This window comes from Streptomyces sp. NPDC052236 (assembly GCF_044548015.1).
In the GTDB taxonomy this organism is placed as follows: domain Bacteria; phylum Actinomycetota; class Actinomycetes; order Streptomycetales; family Streptomycetaceae; genus Streptomyces.
The window spans coordinates 802,973-824,259 of the sequence record NZ_JBIUBL010000001.1 but is presented as its reverse complement, the minus strand read 5'-3'; the positions used below and the strand labels follow the sequence as shown (position 1 = coordinate 824,259).

The 21,287-nt window shown below is 69.2% G+C and carries 14 protein-coding genes, 2 tRNA genes and 2 pseudogenes; 10 read left to right on the top strand and 8 right to left on the bottom strand.

Annotated elements, in window-relative coordinates; all coding sequences use genetic code 11:
- Positions 1-385: 385 nt before the first annotated feature.
- The 6 genes and pseudogenes from ACIHCQ_RS03915 to ACIHCQ_RS03890 form a co-directional block, all read left to right on the top strand.
- Positions 386-1,411: pseudogene (locus ACIHCQ_RS03915) on the top strand (MFS transporter); the annotation flags it as partial.
- Between the two features lie 21 nt (positions 1,412-1,432).
- Entirely contained in the window at positions 1,433-2,893 is a 1,461-nt protein-coding gene (locus ACIHCQ_RS03910; RefSeq protein ID WP_399657508.1) for a HEAT repeat domain-containing protein, read from the top strand.
- Positions 2,894-3,217: 324 nt separating this feature from the next.
- A complete protein-coding gene (locus tag ACIHCQ_RS03905; RefSeq protein ID WP_399657505.1) occupies positions 3,218-3,661 on the top strand; it encodes an NUDIX domain-containing protein in 444 nt (147 codons plus the stop codon).
- 514 nt (positions 3,662-4,175) lie between these two features.
- Positions 4,176-4,451 carry a hypothetical protein gene (locus tag ACIHCQ_RS03900; protein ID WP_399657503.1) on the top strand — a complete coding sequence of 92 codons (276 nt, stop codon included), beginning with the start codon at positions 4,176-4,178 and terminating at the stop codon, positions 4,449-4,451.
- A 117-nt stretch (positions 4,452-4,568) separates the two neighbouring features.
- Positions 4,569-4,730, top strand: a complete 162-nt coding sequence (locus tag ACIHCQ_RS03895) for a hypothetical protein (protein WP_399657500.1) — start codon at positions 4,569-4,571, stop codon at positions 4,728-4,730.
- A gap of 384 nt (positions 4,731-5,114) precedes the next feature.
- Entirely contained in the window at positions 5,115-5,717 is a 603-nt protein-coding gene (locus tag ACIHCQ_RS03890) for a hypothetical protein (RefSeq protein WP_399657497.1), read from the top strand.
- 541 nt (positions 5,718-6,258) lie between these two features.
- Here the strand turns inward: ACIHCQ_RS03890 and ACIHCQ_RS03885 are convergent.
- The 3 genes from ACIHCQ_RS03885 to ACIHCQ_RS03875 all read right to left on the bottom strand — a co-directional run bounded on the left by ACIHCQ_RS03885 (position 6,259) and on the right by ACIHCQ_RS03875 (position 9,609).
- Positions 6,259-6,354: transfer RNA gene (locus ACIHCQ_RS03885), tRNA-OTHER, on the bottom strand.
- A gap of 306 nt (positions 6,355-6,660) precedes the next feature.
- Positions 6,661-8,082, bottom strand: coding sequence for an ATP-binding protein (locus ACIHCQ_RS03880; RefSeq protein ID WP_399657494.1), 1,422 nt, complete (start codon positions 8,080-8,082; stop codon positions 6,661-6,663).
- A 627-nt stretch (positions 8,083-8,709) separates the two neighbouring features.
- Positions 8,710-9,609, bottom strand: a complete 900-nt coding sequence (locus ACIHCQ_RS03875) for a hypothetical protein (RefSeq protein ID WP_399657492.1) — start codon at positions 9,607-9,609, stop codon at positions 8,710-8,712.
- Here ACIHCQ_RS03875 and ACIHCQ_RS03870 point away from each other — a divergent pair.
- Both ACIHCQ_RS03870 and ACIHCQ_RS03865 read left to right on the top strand, forming a co-directional pair.
- Positions 9,608-9,877 (top strand): annotated as a pseudogene (locus ACIHCQ_RS03870) (haloacid dehalogenase); the annotation flags it as partial. The gene ACIHCQ_RS03875 and the pseudogene ACIHCQ_RS03870 overlap by 2 nt on opposite strands.
- Positions 9,878-10,195: 318 nt before the next feature.
- Positions 10,196-11,965, top strand: a complete 1,770-nt coding sequence (locus tag ACIHCQ_RS03865) for a hypothetical protein (protein ID WP_399657490.1) — start codon at positions 10,196-10,198, stop codon at positions 11,963-11,965.
- Between the two features lie 101 nt (positions 11,966-12,066).
- Here ACIHCQ_RS03865 and ACIHCQ_RS03860 read toward each other — a convergent pair whose 3' ends face one another.
- Positions 12,067-12,609 carry an NUDIX hydrolase gene (locus tag ACIHCQ_RS03860; protein WP_399657487.1) on the bottom strand — a complete coding sequence of 181 codons (543 nt, stop codon included), beginning with the start codon at positions 12,607-12,609 and terminating at the stop codon, positions 12,067-12,069.
- 5 nt (positions 12,610-12,614) lie between these two features.
- Positions 12,615-13,736, bottom strand: coding sequence for an adenosylhomocysteinase (locus ACIHCQ_RS03855; protein ID WP_399657484.1), 1,122 nt, complete (start codon positions 13,734-13,736; stop codon positions 12,615-12,617).
- Positions 13,737-13,915: 179 nt separating this feature from the next.
- Here ACIHCQ_RS03855 and ACIHCQ_RS03850 point away from each other — a divergent pair, with 179 nt between their 5' ends.
- Entirely contained in the window at positions 13,916-15,034 is a 1,119-nt protein-coding gene (locus tag ACIHCQ_RS03850; protein WP_399657638.1) for a hypothetical protein, read from the top strand.
- Positions 15,035-15,312: 278 nt separating this feature from the next.
- Here ACIHCQ_RS03850 and ACIHCQ_RS03845 read toward each other — a convergent pair.
- From ACIHCQ_RS03845 to ACIHCQ_RS03835, 3 genes are all read right to left on the bottom strand, one after another.
- Positions 15,313-15,385 (bottom strand) — tRNA-Lys (locus ACIHCQ_RS03845).
- A 152-nt stretch (positions 15,386-15,537) separates the two neighbouring features.
- Positions 15,538-17,850, bottom strand: coding sequence for a FlgD immunoglobulin-like domain containing protein (locus ACIHCQ_RS03840; RefSeq protein ID WP_399657481.1), 2,313 nt, complete (start codon positions 17,848-17,850; stop codon positions 15,538-15,540).
- 347 nt (positions 17,851-18,197) lie between these two features.
- Positions 18,198-20,486 carry a DEAD/DEAH box helicase gene (locus ACIHCQ_RS03835; RefSeq protein WP_399657479.1) on the bottom strand — a complete coding sequence of 763 codons (2,289 nt, stop codon included), beginning with the start codon at positions 20,484-20,486 and terminating at the stop codon, positions 18,198-18,200.
- Between the two features lie 177 nt (positions 20,487-20,663).
- Here ACIHCQ_RS03835 and ACIHCQ_RS03830 point away from each other — a divergent pair, with 177 nt between their 5' ends.
- Positions 20,664-21,080, top strand: coding sequence for a hypothetical protein (locus ACIHCQ_RS03830; RefSeq protein WP_399657477.1), 417 nt, complete (start codon positions 20,664-20,666; stop codon positions 21,078-21,080).
- Positions 21,081-21,287 lie beyond the last annotated feature (207 nt).

Below are 21,287 nucleotides of genomic sequence, written 5' to 3'. Positions count from 1 at the left end.
CGCCTCGAAGGGCCCCCCCCCCCCCCCCCCCCCCCCCCCCCCCCCCCCCGCCCCCCCCCCCCCGCCCCCCCCCCCCCCGCCCCCCCCCCCCGCCCCCGCCCCCCCCCCCCCCCCCGCGCGCCCGCCCCCCCCCCCCCCCCCCCCCCCCCCGCCTCCCGCGCCCGCGCCGTCGCGCGGTCCACGTCGCCGCGTTCCGCAGGGGGCAGAGGGGCGCCGCTGGAAGCCCGGATGGTGGCGGCGGCACCCAGCAGCAGGGCCGCCGACCCGTCCGTGCCGGAGAGGGCGGAGGCCAGGCCCTCCAGGGCGAGGGCGACCGCTCGCGGGTCGCCCGTCGAGCGTGCCGTCGCGTAGCCCTCCTCGTGCAGCGCCACGCCTCCGCCGTATCGCCCCGATACTGCTGCCCGAGTACCGCGATCCGGCGGCCGGGCGGCTGGACCTGACGAGCGTGGTGTTCTTCCTGCTGGCGCTGCTCCCGCTGGTGTACGGCATCAAGGGCGTGGCCGAGCACGGCCCGAACGCGTCGGCCGCCGGGGCGTTCGCCGTCGGCCTGGGCTTCGTAGCCCTCTTCATACGCCGTCAGGATCGGCTGGCTGTCCCCTTCCTGGACCTGCGGCTGTTCCGGCACCGGGCCTTCACGGGCGCGCTGCTCACCCTGCTGCTGGGCATGACCGCGCTGAACGGCGTCGAGTACCTCGTCCCGCAGTACCTCCAGGCAGTGGCGGGACAGTCGCCCCTGGAGGCAGGCCTGTGGTTGCTGCCGGGCGCGGCGGGACTGGTGGCCGGTTCACAACTGACGCCGGTACTGGCACGGCGCGTCCGCCCGGCGTACGCGATCTCCGGCGGCCTGCTGGTCTCGCTGACCGGTTACGCGGCGATGGTCGTCGCGACCGGTGTCGTACCGACGTCGACGGCGCTCGCGGTGATCATGTTCGGCGTGGCCCCGATCAGCGTGCTCGGTACGGTGCTGGCGGTCGGCTCCGCCCCACCGGAGAAGGCAGGCGCGGCGGCGGCGACCGGTCAGACGGCGTACGACCTGGGCCTGGCCCTGGGCATCACGGTGACCGGCAGCGTGGCGGTCGCGGTCTACCGCGGCGGCATCCCGTCGGACACCCCGGCGGAGGCGCGGGACACGCTGGGCGGGGCACTGGCGGCGGCCGAGCACCTGCCGGACGGCACGGAACTGGTCGCCGTCGCCCGGGAGGCATTCACGTCGGGGCTGCAGACGGCGGCGACGGTGAGCGCGGGCTTCGCGCTGGTGACGGCGGCACTGGTGATGACGCTGCTGCGGCACATCCCGCCGATCTCGGCGGCGGCTCCGGAGGAGGAGCCTCCGGCCCGGGACAACGACAACACACGCCCTGGAACCGCCCCAATGGGTCAAACTGTCGTAGCTCGCCACGCAATGGATTGAACGTCTCAACAGGGGGCCGCCATGGGGACCGAACATCAGATCGCCTTCTTCTTACGGGAGCTGTCGGCTCCGGATCCGGCGCGGCGGGCAGCCGTCGCGAAGGGCCTGGGGCGGCTCGGACGGGCGGAGCACGCTCAGGCCCTCGTCGGGGCGGCCCGCGACCCCGAGCCCGTGGTGCGCGCGGCTGCGGCGCTCGGCCTCGGCCGCCTCGGCGTCCCCGTGGCCGACGACGTGCTGATCGGCTTGATGGGCGACGCGGACCCACAGGTACGCCGCCGGGCCTCGGTCGCCACCGAACGGCTCGCGCTGACCGGCCCGGCCATCACCGAGGCGTACGGGCGCCTGCTGCGCGACGAGGACTGGCACGTCCGGCTCAACGGGCTCGTCGGCCTGATCAGTCTGGGAGCGACCGGTGAGCCCACGACGCTGATGCCACTGCTGGGCGACCCCGAGCCGGGCATCTGGGGGCGCGCGCGAGTGCAGGTGTGGCAGCGGCTGGACGACGACGCCATGCTGGCCAAGGTGATCCGCACGGCCCGGGAGGGTCCCGGTGCGTCGCGTGCGAAGGCGCTGGAAATGCTGCCCGCCGAGTACACGGCACAGCTCCGCGACTCGCTGCTCACCGGCCTCCACGATCAAGCCCCCGAGGTGCGGCGGGCCGTGGTATCCAAACTGATCAGGGATCCGGCACCGGGAACGGCCGACGTCCTGCTGGCGGCACTGCAGGACGAACGGGATCCACGCGTTGCTTCGTGGCTGCTGAGCGCGCTGGGCCGACTGCGCGAACGGGGCGCCCTGACGGCGGCGGTGCGCTGGCTCGAACATCCCGATGCGGGTGCGAGCGCCGTCGAGGCACTGGCCGCCATCGGCACGTCTACCGCCGTCAGGCACATCAGATCGGCCCTCACCGAAGGGCACCGCACCCCGCATGTCCGCGCGACGGCGGCCCGTGCCCTTGGGGAGCTCAGCGGTCGGAAGGCCGTCGACCTGCTGCTCCCGCTCATCCACGATCCGAACGAGGAGTTACGGCGGGGGGCGCTGGCCGGCCTGGCCTCGCTGGGCGAGCACAGGCTGCCACGCCGGGACCGCCGCAGGGTGGCGGAGACTCTGCTGGACCACCTGGTGACCGACCACGAGTTGCCCTGGCACACCGGCCACGGGCTGAGCAGCTATCCCGAGGCCCTGCCACGGCTGCGGCACTTGGCCGACGACGCGTCGGGCGAGATCCGGGCGGTGGCGCTGTGGCTGCTGGACGAGACGGACGGGGACCGCTTCCTGGCGCACCTGGACGACCCGCACGAACCCGTCCGCTACCACGCGGCGCTCGGGTTCGGCCGATACGTACAGGAATACGGCGTACGCCCGCAGGACAGGGGCAAGCCGGTCGCCCTGCTCACCGCACTCACGGCCGACGCGTCGCAGCGCACGCGCAACGCGGCGGCGGAGGTACTGAGCGCTTTGACAGATAAGGCCGACGCCTGACGAAGCCGACGCGGCCTCGGCCCTCGCCCTGGAACGCGAACCACATCAAGGGCCGCGCCCTCGCCTGGCTCGTCGCGTCCAACCGGTACGACCACATCGAGACCGAGCTCGACCCGTTCCTCGCCGCCGGCGACATCGTCGTCTGCGACCGCTACCTCGCGACGAACCCCGCGTCGCCAGCGAGGTCGACCTCGGCAAGGTGCTCGTGCTCGACTCCACCGACGCCACCCCTACGGGCGTAGCGAAGCGAATCGCCAACGCCGTCCCCCCGCCCGGGGATAGCGTCGACAGCCCCACCAGACCCGGCGACCACACGGTGAACCCATGGAAGCGACACCCGCAACCCCCGTGATCGACACGCACGTGATCCTGCGCGACGGCGACAGGATTCTCCTGTCCCAGCGCGGCGGCCCGTACGGCTACGGACGATGGCACGCGCCCTCGGGCAAGCTCGACCAGGGCGAGCCGCTCACCGTCGGCGCCGCCCGGGAACTGCGCGAAGAGACCGGCATCGAGGTCGATCCCGGGCACCTGCGTCTCGTGCACACCGTGCACCACAGGGAGAGCCCCGAGGCCGAGCGCATCGGCCTCTTCTTCGAGGCGACCGAGTGGCAGGGCGAACCGGTCAACCGCGAGCCCGAGAAGTGCCTCGATCTGCGTTGGTGGTCCGTACACGAGTTGCCTGAGGACATCATCGAGTACCCCGCCGCCGGCCTGCTCGGCTACCTCGGGGGCGCAGGCGCGCTCACCGAACACGGCTGGCCGTAGACCGCAGCCAATCCCGGTTCCTCCGCCCGTCGGCGCCCCTCCCCCGAGGCCGTGACGCCGAGATGCCGGTACCGGTCGTAGAGCGACACCCGGTAGCCCCTGCCAGCAGGCAGCAACGGCACCGGGTACTCGCCTCGTTGCTTTCCCGGTGACCGCATACGACTGCGCCCCTCTCACCTTCGGGTGGGAGAGGCGCTCTCGTGCGTCCGGGGTCAGGCTGCGCGACGAGCCGCCCCGCGTCCGTGTACAGCTCCCGTGTCAGGTCGTCCCCATGGATGCCCAGTTCCTCAAGGACGCCGCGCACGTCGGCCGACGCCGCAGCCATATCGTCCTCGTCCACGAGGGTCTCAGTTCGAGGAACGTCCCGTCGACTTCTGGGACGCGGACAGGCGTGCGAGCATCCGCCGGCCCCGAGCCTCGAAGTCGTAGTTCCGGCACCGCCTCCCAGACGGCAGCTTCCGGCCTAGGCTGGTCTCGGCGTGAGACTACGGACCGCGAAGTGGAGGAGCCGATCATGAGCACTGCACCGAATCTGCCGCTCCCACCCCGCAGACCTGAGGAGCCTCATCCGCTACGGACGATCCGGGAGATCCGGGAGTCCCTGCCTGAGGATCAGCTCGGCCACTTCGATGCCGAACTCGCCGATACCGACATCGACGCCCTGCCTGACATGCTTCACCGCTGGGCGACTCTCGGCAGCGACGGATTTCTTGATCGCCTTACGTCGGCCCCGTTCGAGGGGCTGAAGTTCGGACAGCGGTCCTACGATGACGCGGCGGGCAGCGAGTGATCTACCTACTCGAAACCAACGTGGTCGCCGAGATCACTACCCGGCCAAAGCCTGCTCCGGTCGTCGTCACCTGGCCCGTTCAGTTCCGGCTCCGCTCTCTACCTGAGTGTCATCACGGTGGCGGAGATCGAGGCAGGCATCGAGGGGACACCAGACCTGGTACGCCGTACCGCTTTCGAGCGGGTGCTCGTGGGCATCCACGACGAGTACCGCGACCGGATCGCTACCGTCGGAGAACAAGAGGCATCTGCCTACCGGCGCTCTTCACCGGAGGCTTAAGAGCGCCGGAACCAACATCGACCCACCAGATGCACTGATCGCCGCTACCGCCCTGGCGAACGGCTGGACGTTGGTGAGCCGGAACATCAAGCACCTGGCCAGGACAGGTGCGCTCTTGCTAAACCCCTGGGAGTACGAGGGGTAGACCGTTGCAGGCGAACTCGTGAGGGGTTGCCCCCAACACGCTTTCCAGGTCTGTTGGCGGTTTCATGGGCCGCATACATGGGCGTTCACCTGCGTCATGGACGGCAGGCTGCTGGGGAGGGCTTACGGGCGAGACCCCTCTGAACGCCCGTGAACGCGGCTGAATGAGACGGAAACTGAGACGGGAGCCCGTGCCTAACTCGGGTGACGGCGGGTCCCGGTTGGGGTTAGCGTGCGGCGGTGATCAGCAATGAGGGTGCACTCCTGGGTGCGGAAGCCGCACGTCACCTGGCACAGATGGGGCTCTATGAGTTCGAGTCGGGGCTGACGGATGCCGAGTTCGCGCGCATCGAGCGCGAGTACGGCTTCGAGTTCGCGGACGATCACCGAGCATTCCTTGCGGCAGGCCTTCCGACCAATGTTCCGCCCGAGGAAGGGGAGACCTGGTCCAAGCCTTGGCCCGAATGGCGTAGCGGGGATCCGGACAAGTTGCGCGATCAGCTCGACTGGCCGGTCGAAGGCGTTCTCCTCGCCGTCGAGCTCAACAGATTCTGGTACGAGGCTTGGGGTGAGCGTCCGGCCGATAACGCGGCCGCCCTGGCCAAGGCGCGGCGCCATCTTGCAGATATACCGGTGCTGGTGCCGGTGTACGCCCACCGCTACCTTCCCGCCGGCCGGGGAAGCTTCGGACATCCGGTGCTCTCGATGTGGCAGACCGACATCATTTACTACGGGCTGGACCTGGTCGACTACATGAACCAGGAGTTCGACGAGGCACGGAGCGACGTCGACGAGAGCTGGGACCCGCAGGCAACCGTTCTCTTCTGGCGGGATCTGCTCTGACTTTCTCGGCCAACAACAAAACCCCGGGCTACTGGCCCGGGGTTTCTGCTGTAACGGGTGACGGAATCGAACCCGCGCTCTGCGCTCGGGAATCGCTGATCGTTGGGGCTTAACCTATGGCCTGAGCTGCGTGGATGACGGACCTGAACGCAGTTTTCCGCCTGCGGTGTAGCCCGTATCGACCGCCGTTTACCGGCGGTTCTGGCGCTGATCTGGTGCGCACGCTGTGCGGCCGTTGGGCCTAGGCACCCTTCGGGTTCTTGCCGGTGGTCCTCTTCGCGAGTGCCTTCTTGGCCGCGTCGTCCTTGCGGCCTGTTTACGGGCAGGTCGTGGACGGTTCGCCACGACGCCGGCCCCGGGGGTCCTGACCTCGTGGCTGAGTGACCGCAGTCCCTCAGCCACCAAAAGTCCGGCGGATACGCCGCCGACCTCTGGCAGCAGCAATCGCACGAGGCCCCAAACGACGAAGCGCCCCGGCCGGTCGAAACCAGTCGAGGCGCTACGTAGCAGGTCAGATGGGGTAAACCCGCCCTGCAGACGGTAGGCCGTGTGGGACTCGAACCCACAACCAACGGATAAGTCCCCTCAGGTTCCTGCCGGAACTTCCGCCGTACACCCCTCTCATCCAGAACGGCCTGGTCAGAGGCGTGCAGTTTGGTGTCCAATCCAGATCTGAGCGCGTCATCCCCAGTACGTCCGCTCACGCATCGCTCACGCATCCAGCGCTCCCACAACCGTTGGGGCCCAACACGTTCCACATGTTCGTCCGGCTGTCCGGGCCTGTTCGGGAGCGTCCTGACCTGCGGCGGAATGGTTGGCCTGCCAGACCATGGATGGAGCTGAACGTGGGTGAATGCGACCGGAACCGCAACCAGAGCCCCGACGTGTTCTGCTTGGTCCGGGCCTGCTGTTGAGGGTTCCGGCACGACCAGAGGCCCAGGCTTCAGTTTCTGTGCCAGGCACTGATCAGGTTCTCCGGCCCGTACGTGGCCTGGAGCCCGGAACAGCTGATCCCGCTGCGGGAGACCGCGACCAGCGGCACTGGGTCGTCGGTGATCGCCGCCCGGTGCTTGTGCAGCGCGGCGAGGTCGTGGCTGTCGAACATGGAGTTCTCCAGCCATTTGACTGAGCCGAGAAAGAGCAGCTGCTTGGCCACAGGCTGTCGGTCGGCGCCCACCAGGTCGATCTCGATGTTGTTGCTCCGGGTCCAGTAGCCGCCGATGGCTGGGGCGGCGGGCAGTTCACCGTCAGGCAGGAGGCGGGCAAGGGACTCGCGGACCAGCGGCTCGATGGCGCGGCCTCGCCAGCTCGTCCATTGCTGCTTGATCCGGTTCAGGGTGAGGTCGCCTCGCATGCGTTCGATCTCGGCCATGTGCGGGTCGAGGAAGGCGAGCCAGAAGCGCAGATACGGATCCGCCACTCGGTAGCGGCGCTCCTTGGAGGGGCGCGGGGAGAGCGGGAGTTCGGCCGCAACCACTTGCTTCTCGGTCAGGACCTCCGTGGCCCTCGTGAGGGTGGTGTGGGCGATGCCTCCTGCGGCTCGGGCAATGTTGGTAAAGGTTCTCTCTCCCGTTCCGATGGCGCGCAGTACTTCTCGGCTCATCGCATGTGGCGGAAACTCTGCGGCCAGTGACCGCTCGGCGGAGACCAGGAGCGCGGAGATCGGATTGTCGAGCGAGTCGCGGAGGAACTCCCACAGCGAGGCTCCGGTTCGCCACTCGGCACAGACCAGCGGCAGTCCACCGGTGACCAGGGCGGCATCGAAGGCGGCCGCCGGCTCCAGGCCGAGCATCTCGCCGATGTCGGCAGGATTCAGCGGACCGAGGACCATTTCGCGCCCGCGCTGGTGGAAGGGGCGGTCGTAGCTGTTCAGCGCCTCCATCATCGACAGATCAGAACCGACCAGGAGCAGCAGTACTGGCTTGCGGCTGAGCAGCCGGTCCCACGCGCGCTGCAGCATGCCTTCGAAGGCGTCGATCCGGTCCATGAGGTAGGGCACTTCGTCGATGACGACGACGCTGGGGGTGTCGTCGGGCAGGACTTCCGCGAGCAGCCTGAAAGCCGCGTTCCACTGCCCCGGTACCTCCTCGGCGAAGAGTTCCCGTTCCGGCAGGGTGGAGGTGGCGACGGAATCGAGCAGCTCCGTCAGCTCGTCCTCAGCCGATCCACCGGCCGCCGTGAAGAAGAGCGAGGGAGCCTCGGCACGCCGCAGGAACTCCTCGACGAGGCTTGACTTGCCCACCCGCCGCCTCCCGCGCATGAGGATGCACTGGCCGGGCTTTGCGGAACCGGCGGCGTCGCGAACCTCTTCAAAGGCGGCGCGGAGCACGCGGAGCTCCCGGTCCCGCCCGATGAAACGGCGCATAACGCGGACTCCTCACGGGGAAGATAGTATCGATCAAGATACTATCCCTATCGAGACTATCTTGCGCAGCTGGCGCTGTACCCGTGAGCGGGGTCGCCTTCCGCGATCGGACTCCGAGAGTCGATCATTGCTGTCCATGGGAGCCGCCGTCGCCGCCCAGGCCGATCGCGGCAGGCCACGAGGTGCTGTGGGTACCGGAAGGCCGAAGCGAGGCGACCCGCCGACAGGCCAAGGAAGCCGGTGCAACTGCATGCGACTCGCTCGACGCGGCACTGAAGAGAAGCGACGTCGTCCTCTCGATCTGCCCGCCACAAGCCGCCGAGGACATGGCGGCCACCGTCGCCGGCCACACCTTCAGCGTGTACGTCGACGCCAACGCGATCAACCCGACGGCGCCAATGTCGCTGGTAACGGCCAAGAGGTACGTGTGCCTGCTGCCTCTCTTGCATCGCCGAACACGAGGATCAGCCATGGCGGCAAAGTCCGAAAATTCCTGCCGACTGAGGAGCCCCCTGGGTACACTCGATCGCACTAAGTGATCAAGCGCCCTCGGGAAACGGACCCGCCAGAGTGACAGAGGCCAATCCCTTCGCGCCGCCACCGGGGCACGTGAGCACCCCGGTGTGGTCATCCCTGGACGACCATCTGTGGCACTCGTGCGAGATCGTCGCGCATCTCCTTGCAGGCGGTCTGGCTCGCCGTCCGTTGATCGCCACGACAGCGAGACTGGAGCATGACGACCGTGCCCTTGCTGTCGGCCCCGGTCAGCGTTCGACCTGGCGAGCCCCAGGCAACGGGGAGTACCAGCACAACAGTGTGGTCGCCGTCGGCAATCCCGCATTCGTCATCGGGAGTCTTGTGGGTTCCGCAGTAGGCAACTCCGCCAGGCGGCGCCAGGCGGCACGTGACGCCCAACCACGATGGATGGTCGACGGCCCGGGAGAGGTGACGATCACCCGTCAGAAGCTGCACTTTGCGAGCAGCACGAGCGGACTTGACCTTGATTGGAAGGCCCTGAGCACGATCGACCTCGTCAGCGTTGCTACGTTCCAGACGAGCTTTGTCAATACTCGCGGCCAGCAGGTGACGACGATGGTGCACACACCATGGGCGTCCCTCGCCTTTGCTGTCGCCGCCATCACCGCGTTTCCCGCGCATCCTCGTCTGCTGAGTGGTGGATGGCTCCCCCCAGGATTCGAGCAGAAATGTGCCCGCTTCGGTCGGCCGTGCCGCCCCGCCGCCACACTTGCGGCGCCCCAGTGATCCACCCCGCTTCCCGGTACGCGTCGGTGTCGGCTTGGGCTCGGGCGGGGCGCCGCCCACCGGCGACATTCCCGCTGCCACCTGCCTGAGCGAATCCACGATGTCGACGACGAGTGGATCGAGCTTGCCCGGATGCCCGTGTTCGAGGTGCGCGACGGTCGCGAACGAACCGAGGGCGCTCGCTGTGCTTGAGACGGGGTGGGTATTCAGCTCCAGTCTGACAGGGCTGGCTACTCCCCACGCTGCACCGTACTTGCGGAGCATGATTCGTGCGGTGGTGTTCGACGTGGGTGAGTGTCTTGCGGCGATGTTCGGGGCGGTCATTGCGCAGGGTCGCGACTACCGCGAGACGTTCCAGGAGTGCCGTCCGGGGTTCGACCTGACCGAGGAGCGCGAGAAGCGTGCGGCAGCTGGGAAGCCGGAATGGTTCGGCGAGGACGGCCTCTACCCCGATGTGCGGCTTACGCTGGCCGCGCTGCGGGAGGCCAGCCTGTGGCCGGGCATCGCGGGGAACCAGATCGTACGGGCCGGTAGCCGCCCGGCCCATGCTGAACGAGCGTGAATGCAACTCTGACTGCGACCCTCGGGCCATCCCCACGGTCGCCCGCTTATCGCCCTGCGTGGTGCTTGGAGCGTGTTCGGGCGGAGGAGGGTCACTGAGGTTTTCTCAGTGAAATGATCTCCGCCAGCCACGTCGGCGACATCGCCCGCGTCGCCTTCGTCCTCAACGGAATCTGGAAGCTACCTTCACTGAGCAAACGTCACTGGCCGCACGGCGGCCTGACGTACTCTTCGGCCGTGAACGCCGACGACGTCAGGCCGTTGCACACCGTCACGGGGAGGAGATCGCATGCAGGACCCTTCTGACTCGATGGAGGCCGCCGAGCCTGATGGGAACGGCCGGAGCGATACCACCGATTCACGTGATGCGGACTATCCGGCACCCCACTCGGGTAGCGATTCGACGACGGCATCGACGGTCCTGGTGGAGGTGCAGCCAGGGCTTGCCGTCGCCTTCGGGGAGGTTCCTGCGGAGCTCATTTCGGAGCTCAAGCTCTATCCGATCGACTTGGGGCTCGTGTCCGTCGAGGACCGCACGCGGATCTCGGCAGCCCTCGCCTCGATTGGCAACACAGCGACCGTGGGCGGCAACCTCGCAAACGCATTCGCCAGCGTGGAGGGGGTCTACAGGCTCGGCGACGCGGCGAGGGCGTATCTGAGCGCCGGCGGAGCGCTCGCCGCCAAGGATGGCGCGAATCTCGGGGCAGTTTTCGCCAACGGCAAGATAGTCCATCAGGTCCGCTGGATCCCTGTGACTGCGGTTAGCGCGGCGGGGGTCGCGGCCGCGATCGGGCCGGCACTGGCCATGGTCGCGCTTCAGATGATGCTGAGCCACGTCGCGGGCCTCGTCAGAACCAACATCGCGCTGACAAGCCAGGTTCTCACGACCATGCGCCACGGGCAGTGGGCCGACCTGACGGCGCTCGTCGACACCGTCGATCGCGCAGTTGGCCGCGCGCGCGAGCTCGGGTCGGTCACGACGACCGAGTGGGAGAAAGTCGCGGCTAAAGACAATGACCTGCGTAAGCAGCGCGAAACGTACCGACTGAACGTCGGCGAACACATCCGGCAGCTCAGTCAGCTCGACACACGTGACCGACGTCAGTATCTCGAGACGAACGCCAATGCAATCGTCTTCGACGCCCACGCCCTCCTGTCTTCGCTCAAGGCATGGACCGGATACCAGACGCTCCACGCTGCGCGTGCGAGAGCCGCTGGACGCGAAGAAGCTGATGAGGCACGCCTCGTTGAGATCATTGAGCGCGAGACCGGCGAGGAGTTCAACTCAGCCCTGGCCGAGACGACGAGCCTCGTCGACTCGCTGACGCGGGAACTACGAATCATCGCCGAGCTCCCCGGACGCGCAGCAGTGCCGCTGATAGGGAAGCGGAAGGACTCAAAGAAGGCTCGCCTCACCAGTGCCCATCTTCTGGAGGCCATCCAGCCTCTTGCCGACGCTCTCCATCCACCGGTCCCTCCACTCCAAGCTCCCGCCGTCGTCTGCGCGCCCAAGTCACTGGATCTCGAGCGGTACCTTCGCATCCTGCGATGGTTCCTCGAGGACGGTGAGACCCTCCGCGTCCTCGGCCTCGATGCCCCCGCTCGAATTGGTGCGATCCTCGACGGAGCAAAGGGGAAGGTAGCGCCGGCGATGGACAAGGCGGCGGCAAGAAATCTGGTCGCCGTCACGGATCGCCGCATCATCACGGCCAAGGCGAACGCATTCCTCGGGCAAGGCGAGATCGGTCATGACATCCCGATAGACCGAGTGCGATACGTCCGAGCACCGGCCACACGGGACGGAAACGGGCGCTCAGCGATCGACCTCATAACGCCCGAGGACAACATCCGGTGGCTCTTCGACTCCGACATCGACAACACCGACGTGGCCGCGCTCGCCGCCGTGCTGGCCGAGTCGATGAATATCCCGGACGACGAACGGGTTCAGCTCCAACGGCGGCGCCAAGCCCCACTGGAGGTGGGCACGAAGGGCGAGAGTGCCGGTACGAGGTCTGTGGAACCGTCTGGATCCCAGGCCCCGACCGGCGATGCCGAATAAGACCCGGGCCAAGAGAAGCTGTGCCGCAACCGACCGCACGCGCGGGCGCCCCGAGCCCGGCGGCATCGTAGTCGTGCTCGGGAGTCGCCGGCCCTCGATGGTCAGAGAAGCGCCCGGGCGACCCGTTGCTTCAGCCGCTCGTCGGCGAGACTATCCACCGTGCGCCACGCGGCGTCGGTGACCTCTTCGGTCTGCAGTTCGCCGATGTCGGCGGCGGTACGAAAGAGGAAGCGGAAGTCGAAGTGTTGGTGGGCGGGCTCGTCCTTGGTGGGGTTGGCGTCGATGGGGTGGACGTCGATGTGCAGTGGGGTCTCGCTGTGCGGGGTGACGACGTAGGGCGGGATGCCGGTCTCCTCGGCGAGTTCACGGCCGGCGGCTTGCAGGAGGGTGTCGTCGGAGGGCTCGATGTGGCCGCCGGGCAGCAGCCATTTGCCTGTGGCGTTGTGGAGGATGTGCAGGACACGGCCGTCGCGGCCGACGAGGATCGCGCCGGCGGTGACGTGTCCTGGCAGGGACTTGCGGCTGGTGAGGTCGTCGCCGTCGTCGAGGAGGCCCTGGACGATGTCGATCTCGCGCTTGTCCTCGGGGTGCTGGTCGAGGTACGCGGTGATGGTGGTGCGGATGTGGTTGGCCGTGATGGGCATGGTGATCACCTGTTGAAGTAGGAGAGCCAGGTTGCCGCGATGGCCTCGCGGTCAGGTGCGGGGACCTCGTGGATGCCAGGGGCGAGGTCTTCGCGGGTAAGCATCCTGATCGCGGCGAGGATCTCGGCCTGGATCAGGAAGATGAACGGCCCAACGCTCGCGCCGTGGATGAAGTTGACGGCATTGCCGCCGTTCGCCAGATAGAAGTAATGGCCGGTGGTTTGGTAGCGGGTGACGTGGTCGCCGACGACCGTGCGGGTGTAGACGTCCGGCAGGCCGGCAAGGTCAAGCTCGTCCTCGCTGGAGGTGACGGTGGCGACGTAGGCGCCGTTGCGCAGGTGGGAGAAGTCCTCGCCGCGCAGAGAGACCGCGCCGGTCGCGCAGAGCACCAGGCCGGCGCCGGTGAGCGCGGTCTCGCGGTCGCGCGCGACGGTGAACCTCTGGGACAGGGCCTGGGTGCGGCGTACGGGGTCGATGTCGAAGACGGTGACCTGGACACCCTTGGCGTGCAGGAGCCGGGCAATGGAGGAGCCGAGCTTGCCGAAGCCGATCACGAGGGCGGGGCGGCCGTGGAGGATGTCGCCGCGGCCCCGCATGACGGCCTCGGTGGAGAACACGACGGACTGGCCGACGAGGTAGTCCTCGGGGTCCTTGAGCGGGGAGCGGGCCACCGAGATGACGGGGCAGGGCAGTTTGTCGAGGGCTTCGTAGCGGCGGTGGCCGTTCTCGGTGTCCTCGACGACACCGACCAGGCGGCCGGTGAAGCGGCTGTGGATGTCAGTGAGGGTGGGGGCGAAGTAGCCTCCGACGTCGAGGAGGGAGACGGGTTCCCCGGCGGCCCGGGATTCGAAGTAGTCCAGAGCGGTGTCCGGGTCGGTGAACAGTTCGCGGGTCAGGGTGTCGACTGCGACTGTCTGCTCGGTCTCGCGCTGGGCAGCCGGGTGGACGGACTTCGGCTTGGGCAGCACCGCCGTGAGCCGCGTCATCGCGGCAACGGCGCGGACGAATGCGGGGCGCTCGGCCAGTTGGTGGGTGATCAGGAACGAAGAGGTCCGCTCGTCGGGGGCAAACTGGACGGCGATCCGGGAGAAGTAGGCGTCCAACTTGGCGCGTTCGAAGGTTTCCATGGCAGTTCCCTCTCATCCGTACAACCGGGGCCGTGCAGGAAGTTGCAGGGGGTCATCGGGTGCGGGCAAGCCCGAACAGCAGCCGGTCGGCCCCGCATGCGGTATCCAGGTAGGTGTCGAGCCGAGAGGCGTCGGCGGATTGCGGCAGCGGGTCCAGACCGAGCGCCCTGCGCTTGAGTGTGCGGGCCTTTGCCGAGCACCTCGGCGTGGCCGTCGCGACGGTGTCGAAGTGGGAGAGCAAGCCCGCCGAAACCGAGCCCAGACCCGACACCCAGGCCATCCTCGACACCGCCCTCGGACGCGCGGACGCCCCCGCCCACCTGCGCTTCGAGACGCTCCTGTCCGAGATGGCCAGCACCGTGCAGAACGCCGGACGGCGTATCACCGCCGCCGGTCCCCGAGCCTGGGAGTACGAATCGTGGGTCGAGGACCTGGACCGCGTCGTGGTCGCGCTCTCCCGTCAGAACTTCGCCTTCGCCGACAGCCTGCTCAGCCGCTGGTTGGTGCGGTTCAACGCCCGGGAACTGGATGAAAAGGGCCTGTACCTTTTCGCACGTTCAACCGCGCTGCTCGGTGACCTCAAACGCGACCAAGGCTCTGTGCTCGGCCCACTCTCCGCCCAGCACTCCTACGCCGGGGCTCGCGCGGTCTTCACCCAGCTCGACATCCCACGCCGTGTCGCCCAGCTCGACCTCTCCCTCGCAGTGGTCACGGAAATGTCCGGCAAGCTAGAGGTTGCCGCCCACCATTACGAAACCCTCGCCGTCGACGACCGGCTCTCCCGCCGGGACCGCGCCAGGGCTCGCCTGTGGGTGGGCACGGCGCTGAGCAAGAACGGTCGGCACGACTACGCGACCCGCGCCATGCAGGCCGCGACCCGCGACTTCGAGGACCTCACCGAACCCGACGACTGGTCGGTGGCGCGGCGCACGATGGGAGATTGGCTTGACGACTGGCTCGCGTCCAAGAAGACGCGCCGGACGACGACCAACGGCTACGCCTCCCACATACGTGTACATCTCAAGCCGCGCACCGGACACATTCGCCTCGACCGACTCAACGTCGGTCACCTCGTCGAGATGTTCGATGCCATCGCCGACGCCAATGAGGTGATCGAGGCGGAGAGCCGGGCTCGTCTCGACCAGATCGCACGCTGCAAGCCCAGCAAGCCGGGCCGCCCTGTCGCAGCCGAGCGTGAGCGGCTGGCCGTCGAGCGGGCGAAGCTCGCCGAGATGAAGCCGTTCCGGAAGTCGACCGGAACACGTCGCCGCGACCCTCACCCACGGCGCCGACGGTGACCTGCACACGATCAAGGAGACGCTGCGCCACTCCACGATCACGCTGACCTCGGACACGTACACGAGCCTGCTGCCCGAGGTCGACAAAGCCGCCGCAGAAGCCGCCGCCGCGCTGGTACCTCGTGCCCGTAAGGCCGCCTCCATAGCGGCTGCTGCCGGGCCGTCCGCTCACGCATCGCTTACGCAAAAGGCCGGAAACGGCGAAGCGCCCCGGCCGGTCGAAACCAGTCGAGGCGCTAAGTAGCAGGTCAGAGGGATTATCCCCGCCCTGCCGACGGTAGGCCGTGTGGGACTCGAACCCACAACCAACGGATTAAAAGTCCGCTGCTCTGCCAATTGAGCTAACGGCCCTCGGCGATGCATCCCCGAGCATAGCCCGCCGCGACCCGACAGCCGATCGGGTATCCCACCTGGGCCCGGCGTGCCCGCCCCGGCAGCCCGTCGTGCCCCCGGCCAATCGGCCTGCCGGGAGCACGACACGCGCGGTGGCTGACCGCCCGGCGTCAACCTGCCGTCAAAGTACCGGACAACGCCAGGGCGGCACCCTGTCCGTCTTTCGGCGTGGCGTTCAACTCCCAGGTGTACGTTCCCGGGGGCGCCGTCGAGCCGTCCGGCAGCCGGCCGTCCCAGGCCGCCGAGAGCGCGGCGCCCGCCGTCGGCGCGTCGAGGGTGCGGATCACCCGGCCCTTGCGTTTGATCAGCACCGTTGCGCCGTCCGCCGCCGGCTTGGACAGTTGCCAGGAGCCGTTCCAGGTGGTGTCCCCGGACGCGAGACCCACCGCCGCGTCCGTCCGGGCCGCCATCCCGGTGAGCGGCTGAGTGGGTACCCCGGACGGCTCCACATGGGTGGCCCCGGCCCCGTCGACCCAGGCGATGCCGCCGCCGAACTTGTCCACGTCGAAGTTCTTCCACCCCGGCACCACGGACAGGTCCGCGAGCGTACGCGGCTGAGCCGCCGTGCCCGTGTGGAAGTCGCTCAGCAGCAGCTTGCCCGCGCCCTTGTCGTGGGTGACCACGAAACCGTCGCCGAGCTTTCCGCGCTGCGGCAGCGCGATGTTTTTCCCGGTCGCCTGGTCATAGACGCCGAACGGCAGCGCCGACGTACCGGTCGAGTCCGGTGCCGCGCAGTCCCAGTACACCCAGCGGCCGGCTGCCTGCATGTCCTGGATACGGCAGTCCGCACCCACGGCGTACGTACTGACCACGCCGGAGACGAGATCCCGGGATTCGATCCGGCCCCCGCTGCCGTCGGTGGTCCACACCTTGGTGCCCCACACGGCCACCGCCGACTGGCTCACGCTCAGCACCGTCTTCGCGCCGCCGGCCGCCGCGAGGTCGACCACCCAGCGGTAACTGCCCCCGCCCCACACGGCATACCGGCCGGCCGCGTCGCGCAGCCGCCACCCGGTGTTCTGTGCCATGTTCTGGTCGAGCGGCACCATCTCGGTACGGTCGCCGGGCCCGGACGCCCGCACCAGCACATCGCGCTGCGCCACATCGTCGTACCGCAGGTGCAGCACCGAGCCGTCGCCGGCGCCGACCGGCTGGCCATAGACGTCCCCGCGGGGGGCCTCGGTCAGATACGAGCGCTGCCCCGCCGCAGGCGTTGCGCCCAGGGTGACGTTCCGTACCTGGTACGAGGGCACAGCGGCGCTGTCCTCCTCTTTGGTGGCGAGCAGCCCGCCCGCCAGCGCGACGCCCCGCACCTGAGCGGCCTGCGCGGGCACGGCGGCGAGCGTGCGCAGCGCCAGGCTTCCGTCCGGCGCGGCCTCGACGCGGCGCACCGCCCAGTCGCCGGACGTCGTGCCGCCGGCCGCGACCGCGCCGCCGCCCGGTATCTGCGCGAGGTCGGGCTGCGCGGACGTGAGCAGCGTGCGTGCCTGGCCACCGTCGAGGGGGGTGGCCAGCAGCGGGCCGCCGGTGCCGCTCGCCCCTCGGTAGGTGGTGAGCAGCCACTCGCCCGCCAGGCCGACGTACGGAGTGGCCTCGCCGGAATCGATCCGCGGCACCGCCACCGTGGTCTGCGCGCCGGTCGCGTCGCCCCGGGACACCACCCGGGCCCCGCTCATGCCCGGCTGGTACCAGGCGACATGGGTCGGCGAGAGCGCGGCCTGGAGCTTGAGGGAATCATCGACGGCGACATTCGTCGGGATGGTGGTGACCGCGCCGGTCTCCAGGTCGAGTATGCCGATGTGGTACGCGTGGCGGAACCGGATCAGGGCGGTGCGGCCGTCCCCGGCCAGCACCGGCTGCTCGGTGAAGGCCTCCCCATCCGGCGCGGTGACCGGGAGGTCCTGGGTGACCCCGTCCCTCACCCGCAGGACATGCAACTGGTCGATCCGCCAGTACTCGTCGTACGAGACCGAGAGCACTGTGGTGGAGAAGGACGCGATGGCGCTCTGCCCGTCGGGAACGGTGAGCGTGCTCGATTCCTCGGTCGCCATGTCGCGCAGCTGGACCTGTCCGCTGCTGCCCGACGCCACGGGCAGGACATCGGTCCCGGCCCCGTAGTAGCCGTACTGGGTCGGGAGCGTCCCGGTGAAGCCTTCGACGGGCTTCTCGCTGCCGTCGTAGCCGCGCCACTGGTACGGGCCGGGCGAGCCGTCGGCCGTCGGGCGCCGGTGCAGATAGCCGGAGTCCCCGGCGAAGAACACGGTGTCCTGGACCGGCGCGTAGCGGTCCGGGGCCGGAAGAGCGAGTCCTGTTCCGGTCTCCGCGGCCTGCGCGGCGGCGAGCAGACCCGGCAGCGACCCCGCGGCAAGCGCGAGGGCGAGGGCGGCGACAGCAGATCCCCTGATCAGCGGCCGTCCCGTCATGGAACCTCCAAGTGTTGGGCGATGGAGCGCACTTGGTAACACAGCGGCCACCCGTTGATCCATCGACCGGACAGAACAGCCGAAACGGCCCGTACGGTGCACATACGAAAGGGCTCGTACGCCACCGGATGATCGGTGGCGTACGAGCCCTCTGGCCGCCGGTCTCTAGAAGAGCCTGAGGCCCGCCCAGCCCCCTTCGGCGATCCGCACACTGATGCCGAACGACCCGGCGCCAGTGCCACTGTGCCGGTACAGGTTTCCGCAGCGCCCACTGACAGAGCAGGGCCCGTACGTCACCAATTGCTCGGTTCCGTACGGGCCCTGTCAGACCGTCAGTTCAGGTCAAATCAGTCGTTGCGCTTCCAGCGCGGCTTGTCGTCCCGGCGCCCGAAGGAGCCGGTGCTCGTGCCGGTGCCGGTGCCGCCGCGGTGGTCGTCACGGCGGCCCGCGGGACGGTCCGTGCCGGTCGAGCGGAAGCCACCGGTCGCCGGACGGTCGTCGCGGCGGTCACGGTTGAACGGGCGGTCGCTGCCACGGTGGCCGCCGGTGGGGCGGTCGTCGCGGCGGAAGCCGCCACCCGTCGCGGGACGGTCGTCGCGGCGCTCGAAGGAGCGGCCACCACGGTCGTCACGACGGTCGTTGTCACGGTTGAAGCCACCCGTGGAACCCGAGGAACCGGTGGGGCGGTCGTCGCGGCGGAAGCCGCCACCCGTCGCGGGACGGTCGTCGCGGCGGAAGCCGCCACCCGACGACGCCGGACGGCCGCCACGGTCGTCACGGCGGTCGTTGTCACGGCGGAAACCACCCGACGACGCCGGACGGTCGTTGTCACGGCCGCGGTAGCCACCGGACGACGCCGGACGGCCACTACGCTCGCCAACCCGGTCGTTGTCACGGCGGAAGCCACCACGGTCGCCGCCGCGGTCACCACGGTCGTTGCCACGGCGCTCGAAGCTGCCTCGCTCGTCACGACGCTCCGCCGCCTGCTGCTGCGCCACCGCCACCGCGGCCTCGGCCTCAGCCGCCACCTCAGCCTCGGCCTCGGCCGTCGCCTCGGCGACCGCGGTCTCCGGGTCGTCGCCGCGCTCACGCGCCGCACGCGCCACCAGGCGGTCGGCCTCCTCGCGGAGCTCGGTCGCACGGCGCTGGATGCGCTCCAGCTGCTTGGTCAGGTCGACAACCTCGCGCTCCGCCTGCTTGGCGGCGTTGTTCGCGGAGTCCGCCTGGACCTCTGTCAGCGAACGGGCGCCGGTGATCTCGGCGACCTCCGGCTCGAACGCGCCCGCTCCGGCCACGATGTGGCGCGAGGCGTCGACGCCCGCGTCCTCCATCAGGCGGAAGATCTGGCGGCGCTGGTGCGGCAGCGACAGCGAGACGACCGTGCCGGACTTGCCCGCGCGAGCGGTACGGCCCGAACGGTGCAGGTAGTCCTTGTGGTCGCCCGCCGGGTCCACGTTCAGGACCAGGTCGATGCCGTCCACGTGGATGCCGCGAGCGGCGACGTCGGTCGCGACGAGCGCGTTGACGTAGCCCTTCTTGAAGTCCTCGAGAACCCGCGTACGCGCGCCCTGCGTCATGCCGCCGTGCAGCGCGTCGGCCTTGACGCCCGAGTCCTGGAGCTGCTCGGCGATACGGTCGGCGCCCAGCTGGGTCCGTACGAAGATGATCGTGCGGCCCTTGCGGGCGGCGATCGCCGCGGTGACCGGCGCCTTGTCCTTGGGCTTCACGACGAGCACGTGGTGCGTCATGGTCGTGACGTTGCCCTGGGCGCTGTCGACCTCGTGGCTGACCGGGTCGACCAGGTAGCGGCGGACGAGCGTGCCGATCTCGTTCTCCATGGTGGCGGAGAAGAGCATCCGCTGGCCGCCGGCCGGGATCTGGTCGAACAGTTCGGTGACCTCGGGCAGGAAGCCCAGGTCGGACATCTGGTCGGCCTCGTCGAGGACGGCGACCTGGACCTTCTCCAGCGAGCACGCGCCGCGGTTGAGGAGGTCGCGCAGTCGGCCCGGGGTGGCGACGAGGACGTCGACGCCGCGCTCGAGCGCGTAGATCTGGTTGCTCATGGACGTACCGCCGCAGACGACCTTCATCTTCAGGCCGAGCACATCGCCGTACGGCTGGAGCGCGTCCGCGACCTGCATCGCGAGCTCACGGGTCGGGGTGAGGATGATGCCGCGGGGCTTCTTCTTCTCGGTGTGTTCACCGCTGAGCGTGGCCAGCAGGGGCAGACCGAAGGAGAGCGTCTTGCCGGAGCCGGTACGGCCGCGGCCCAGGATGTCCTTGCCGGCCAGGGCGTCCGGGATGGTCGCGGCCTGGATCGGGAAGGGGGAGATGACGCCGTTCTGCGCGAGCTTGCGGACGATGCCCTCGGGCAGGCCCAGGTCGCTGAACGTGGGTCCCTGCGGCTCCGCGGGAGCCTCAGCCGGCTCCGAAACCTGCTCCGAAACGGTCTCGGTAACCGTCTCGGCGACCGTCTCCGAGACGACCTCGACGACGTCGACGACCTCGGTGACCTCAACGATCTCGGTGACCTCAATGGCCTCGGTGACCTCAACGGCCTCGGCGGCCACTACGGCCTCCGCAGCGTCGTCGTTGTTCTCGGGCATGACGGTGTGATCAGTACTGGAAATTGACATGCGAAATGCGAAACCTTCCGGAGTCTCGGCACGCGCCCAAACTCCGTGATTTCGCAATTCGACCGCCTCGATGCGGTCAGCCACGGCTGGGGAGAGTACGCGCCACACGGCGCGCTTCTGTGTCGGCGCCGGGCAATGGATCAAACGATCTCCTACCATACGCACCCTCCCCCGCCGATGGCAATCTGCGCCTGCTGTGACCCCGGTTACACGGGCCCCACCTGCGGTGATGCCTTCGGCTCCGGCTCAATCGGCCGCCTGTCCGGCCGCCGCAGCGCCTTCTCGCGCACCTCCGGCGCGGACGACGCCGTCGGCGGCTGCGACGGCCCGCTCGGCTGTGGCGTTGGACTCACCGGCGGCTGCCCGGACGGCGACGGCGGCGGAGCCGAAGGCCGTACGGAGGGGGATGCCCCGCCCTCCGTCGGCGCGGGCTCCTCCGGCCGCTCCGGCTGCTCCGGCCGCTGCTCGCCGCCCGACGGCCGGGCCGCCGTGGGGGACGCGGAGTCGCTCGCGCCGGGTGAGGCCTCCGCCTCGTCTCCCTCCGCCTCCGTGGAGCTCTCGTCCGGTACGGCAGGCCCGCCGCGGCCCTGCTGAGTGCCCGGCGCCGCGTGCCCGCCGTCCGGCTCGGCCACCGTCCCCCGCCGGCTCACCGACGGACTGGGCCTCGGCTTCCCGCCCTCGTCGTCGTTCACGCTCATACAGCCCGCCGACGCCGCGACCGCTATCGATGCGGCAATCGAGAGAACCAAGCGGCCAGGGACTGACGAGGGGACGGAAAACTGGCGCACAGGCGCACCTCCG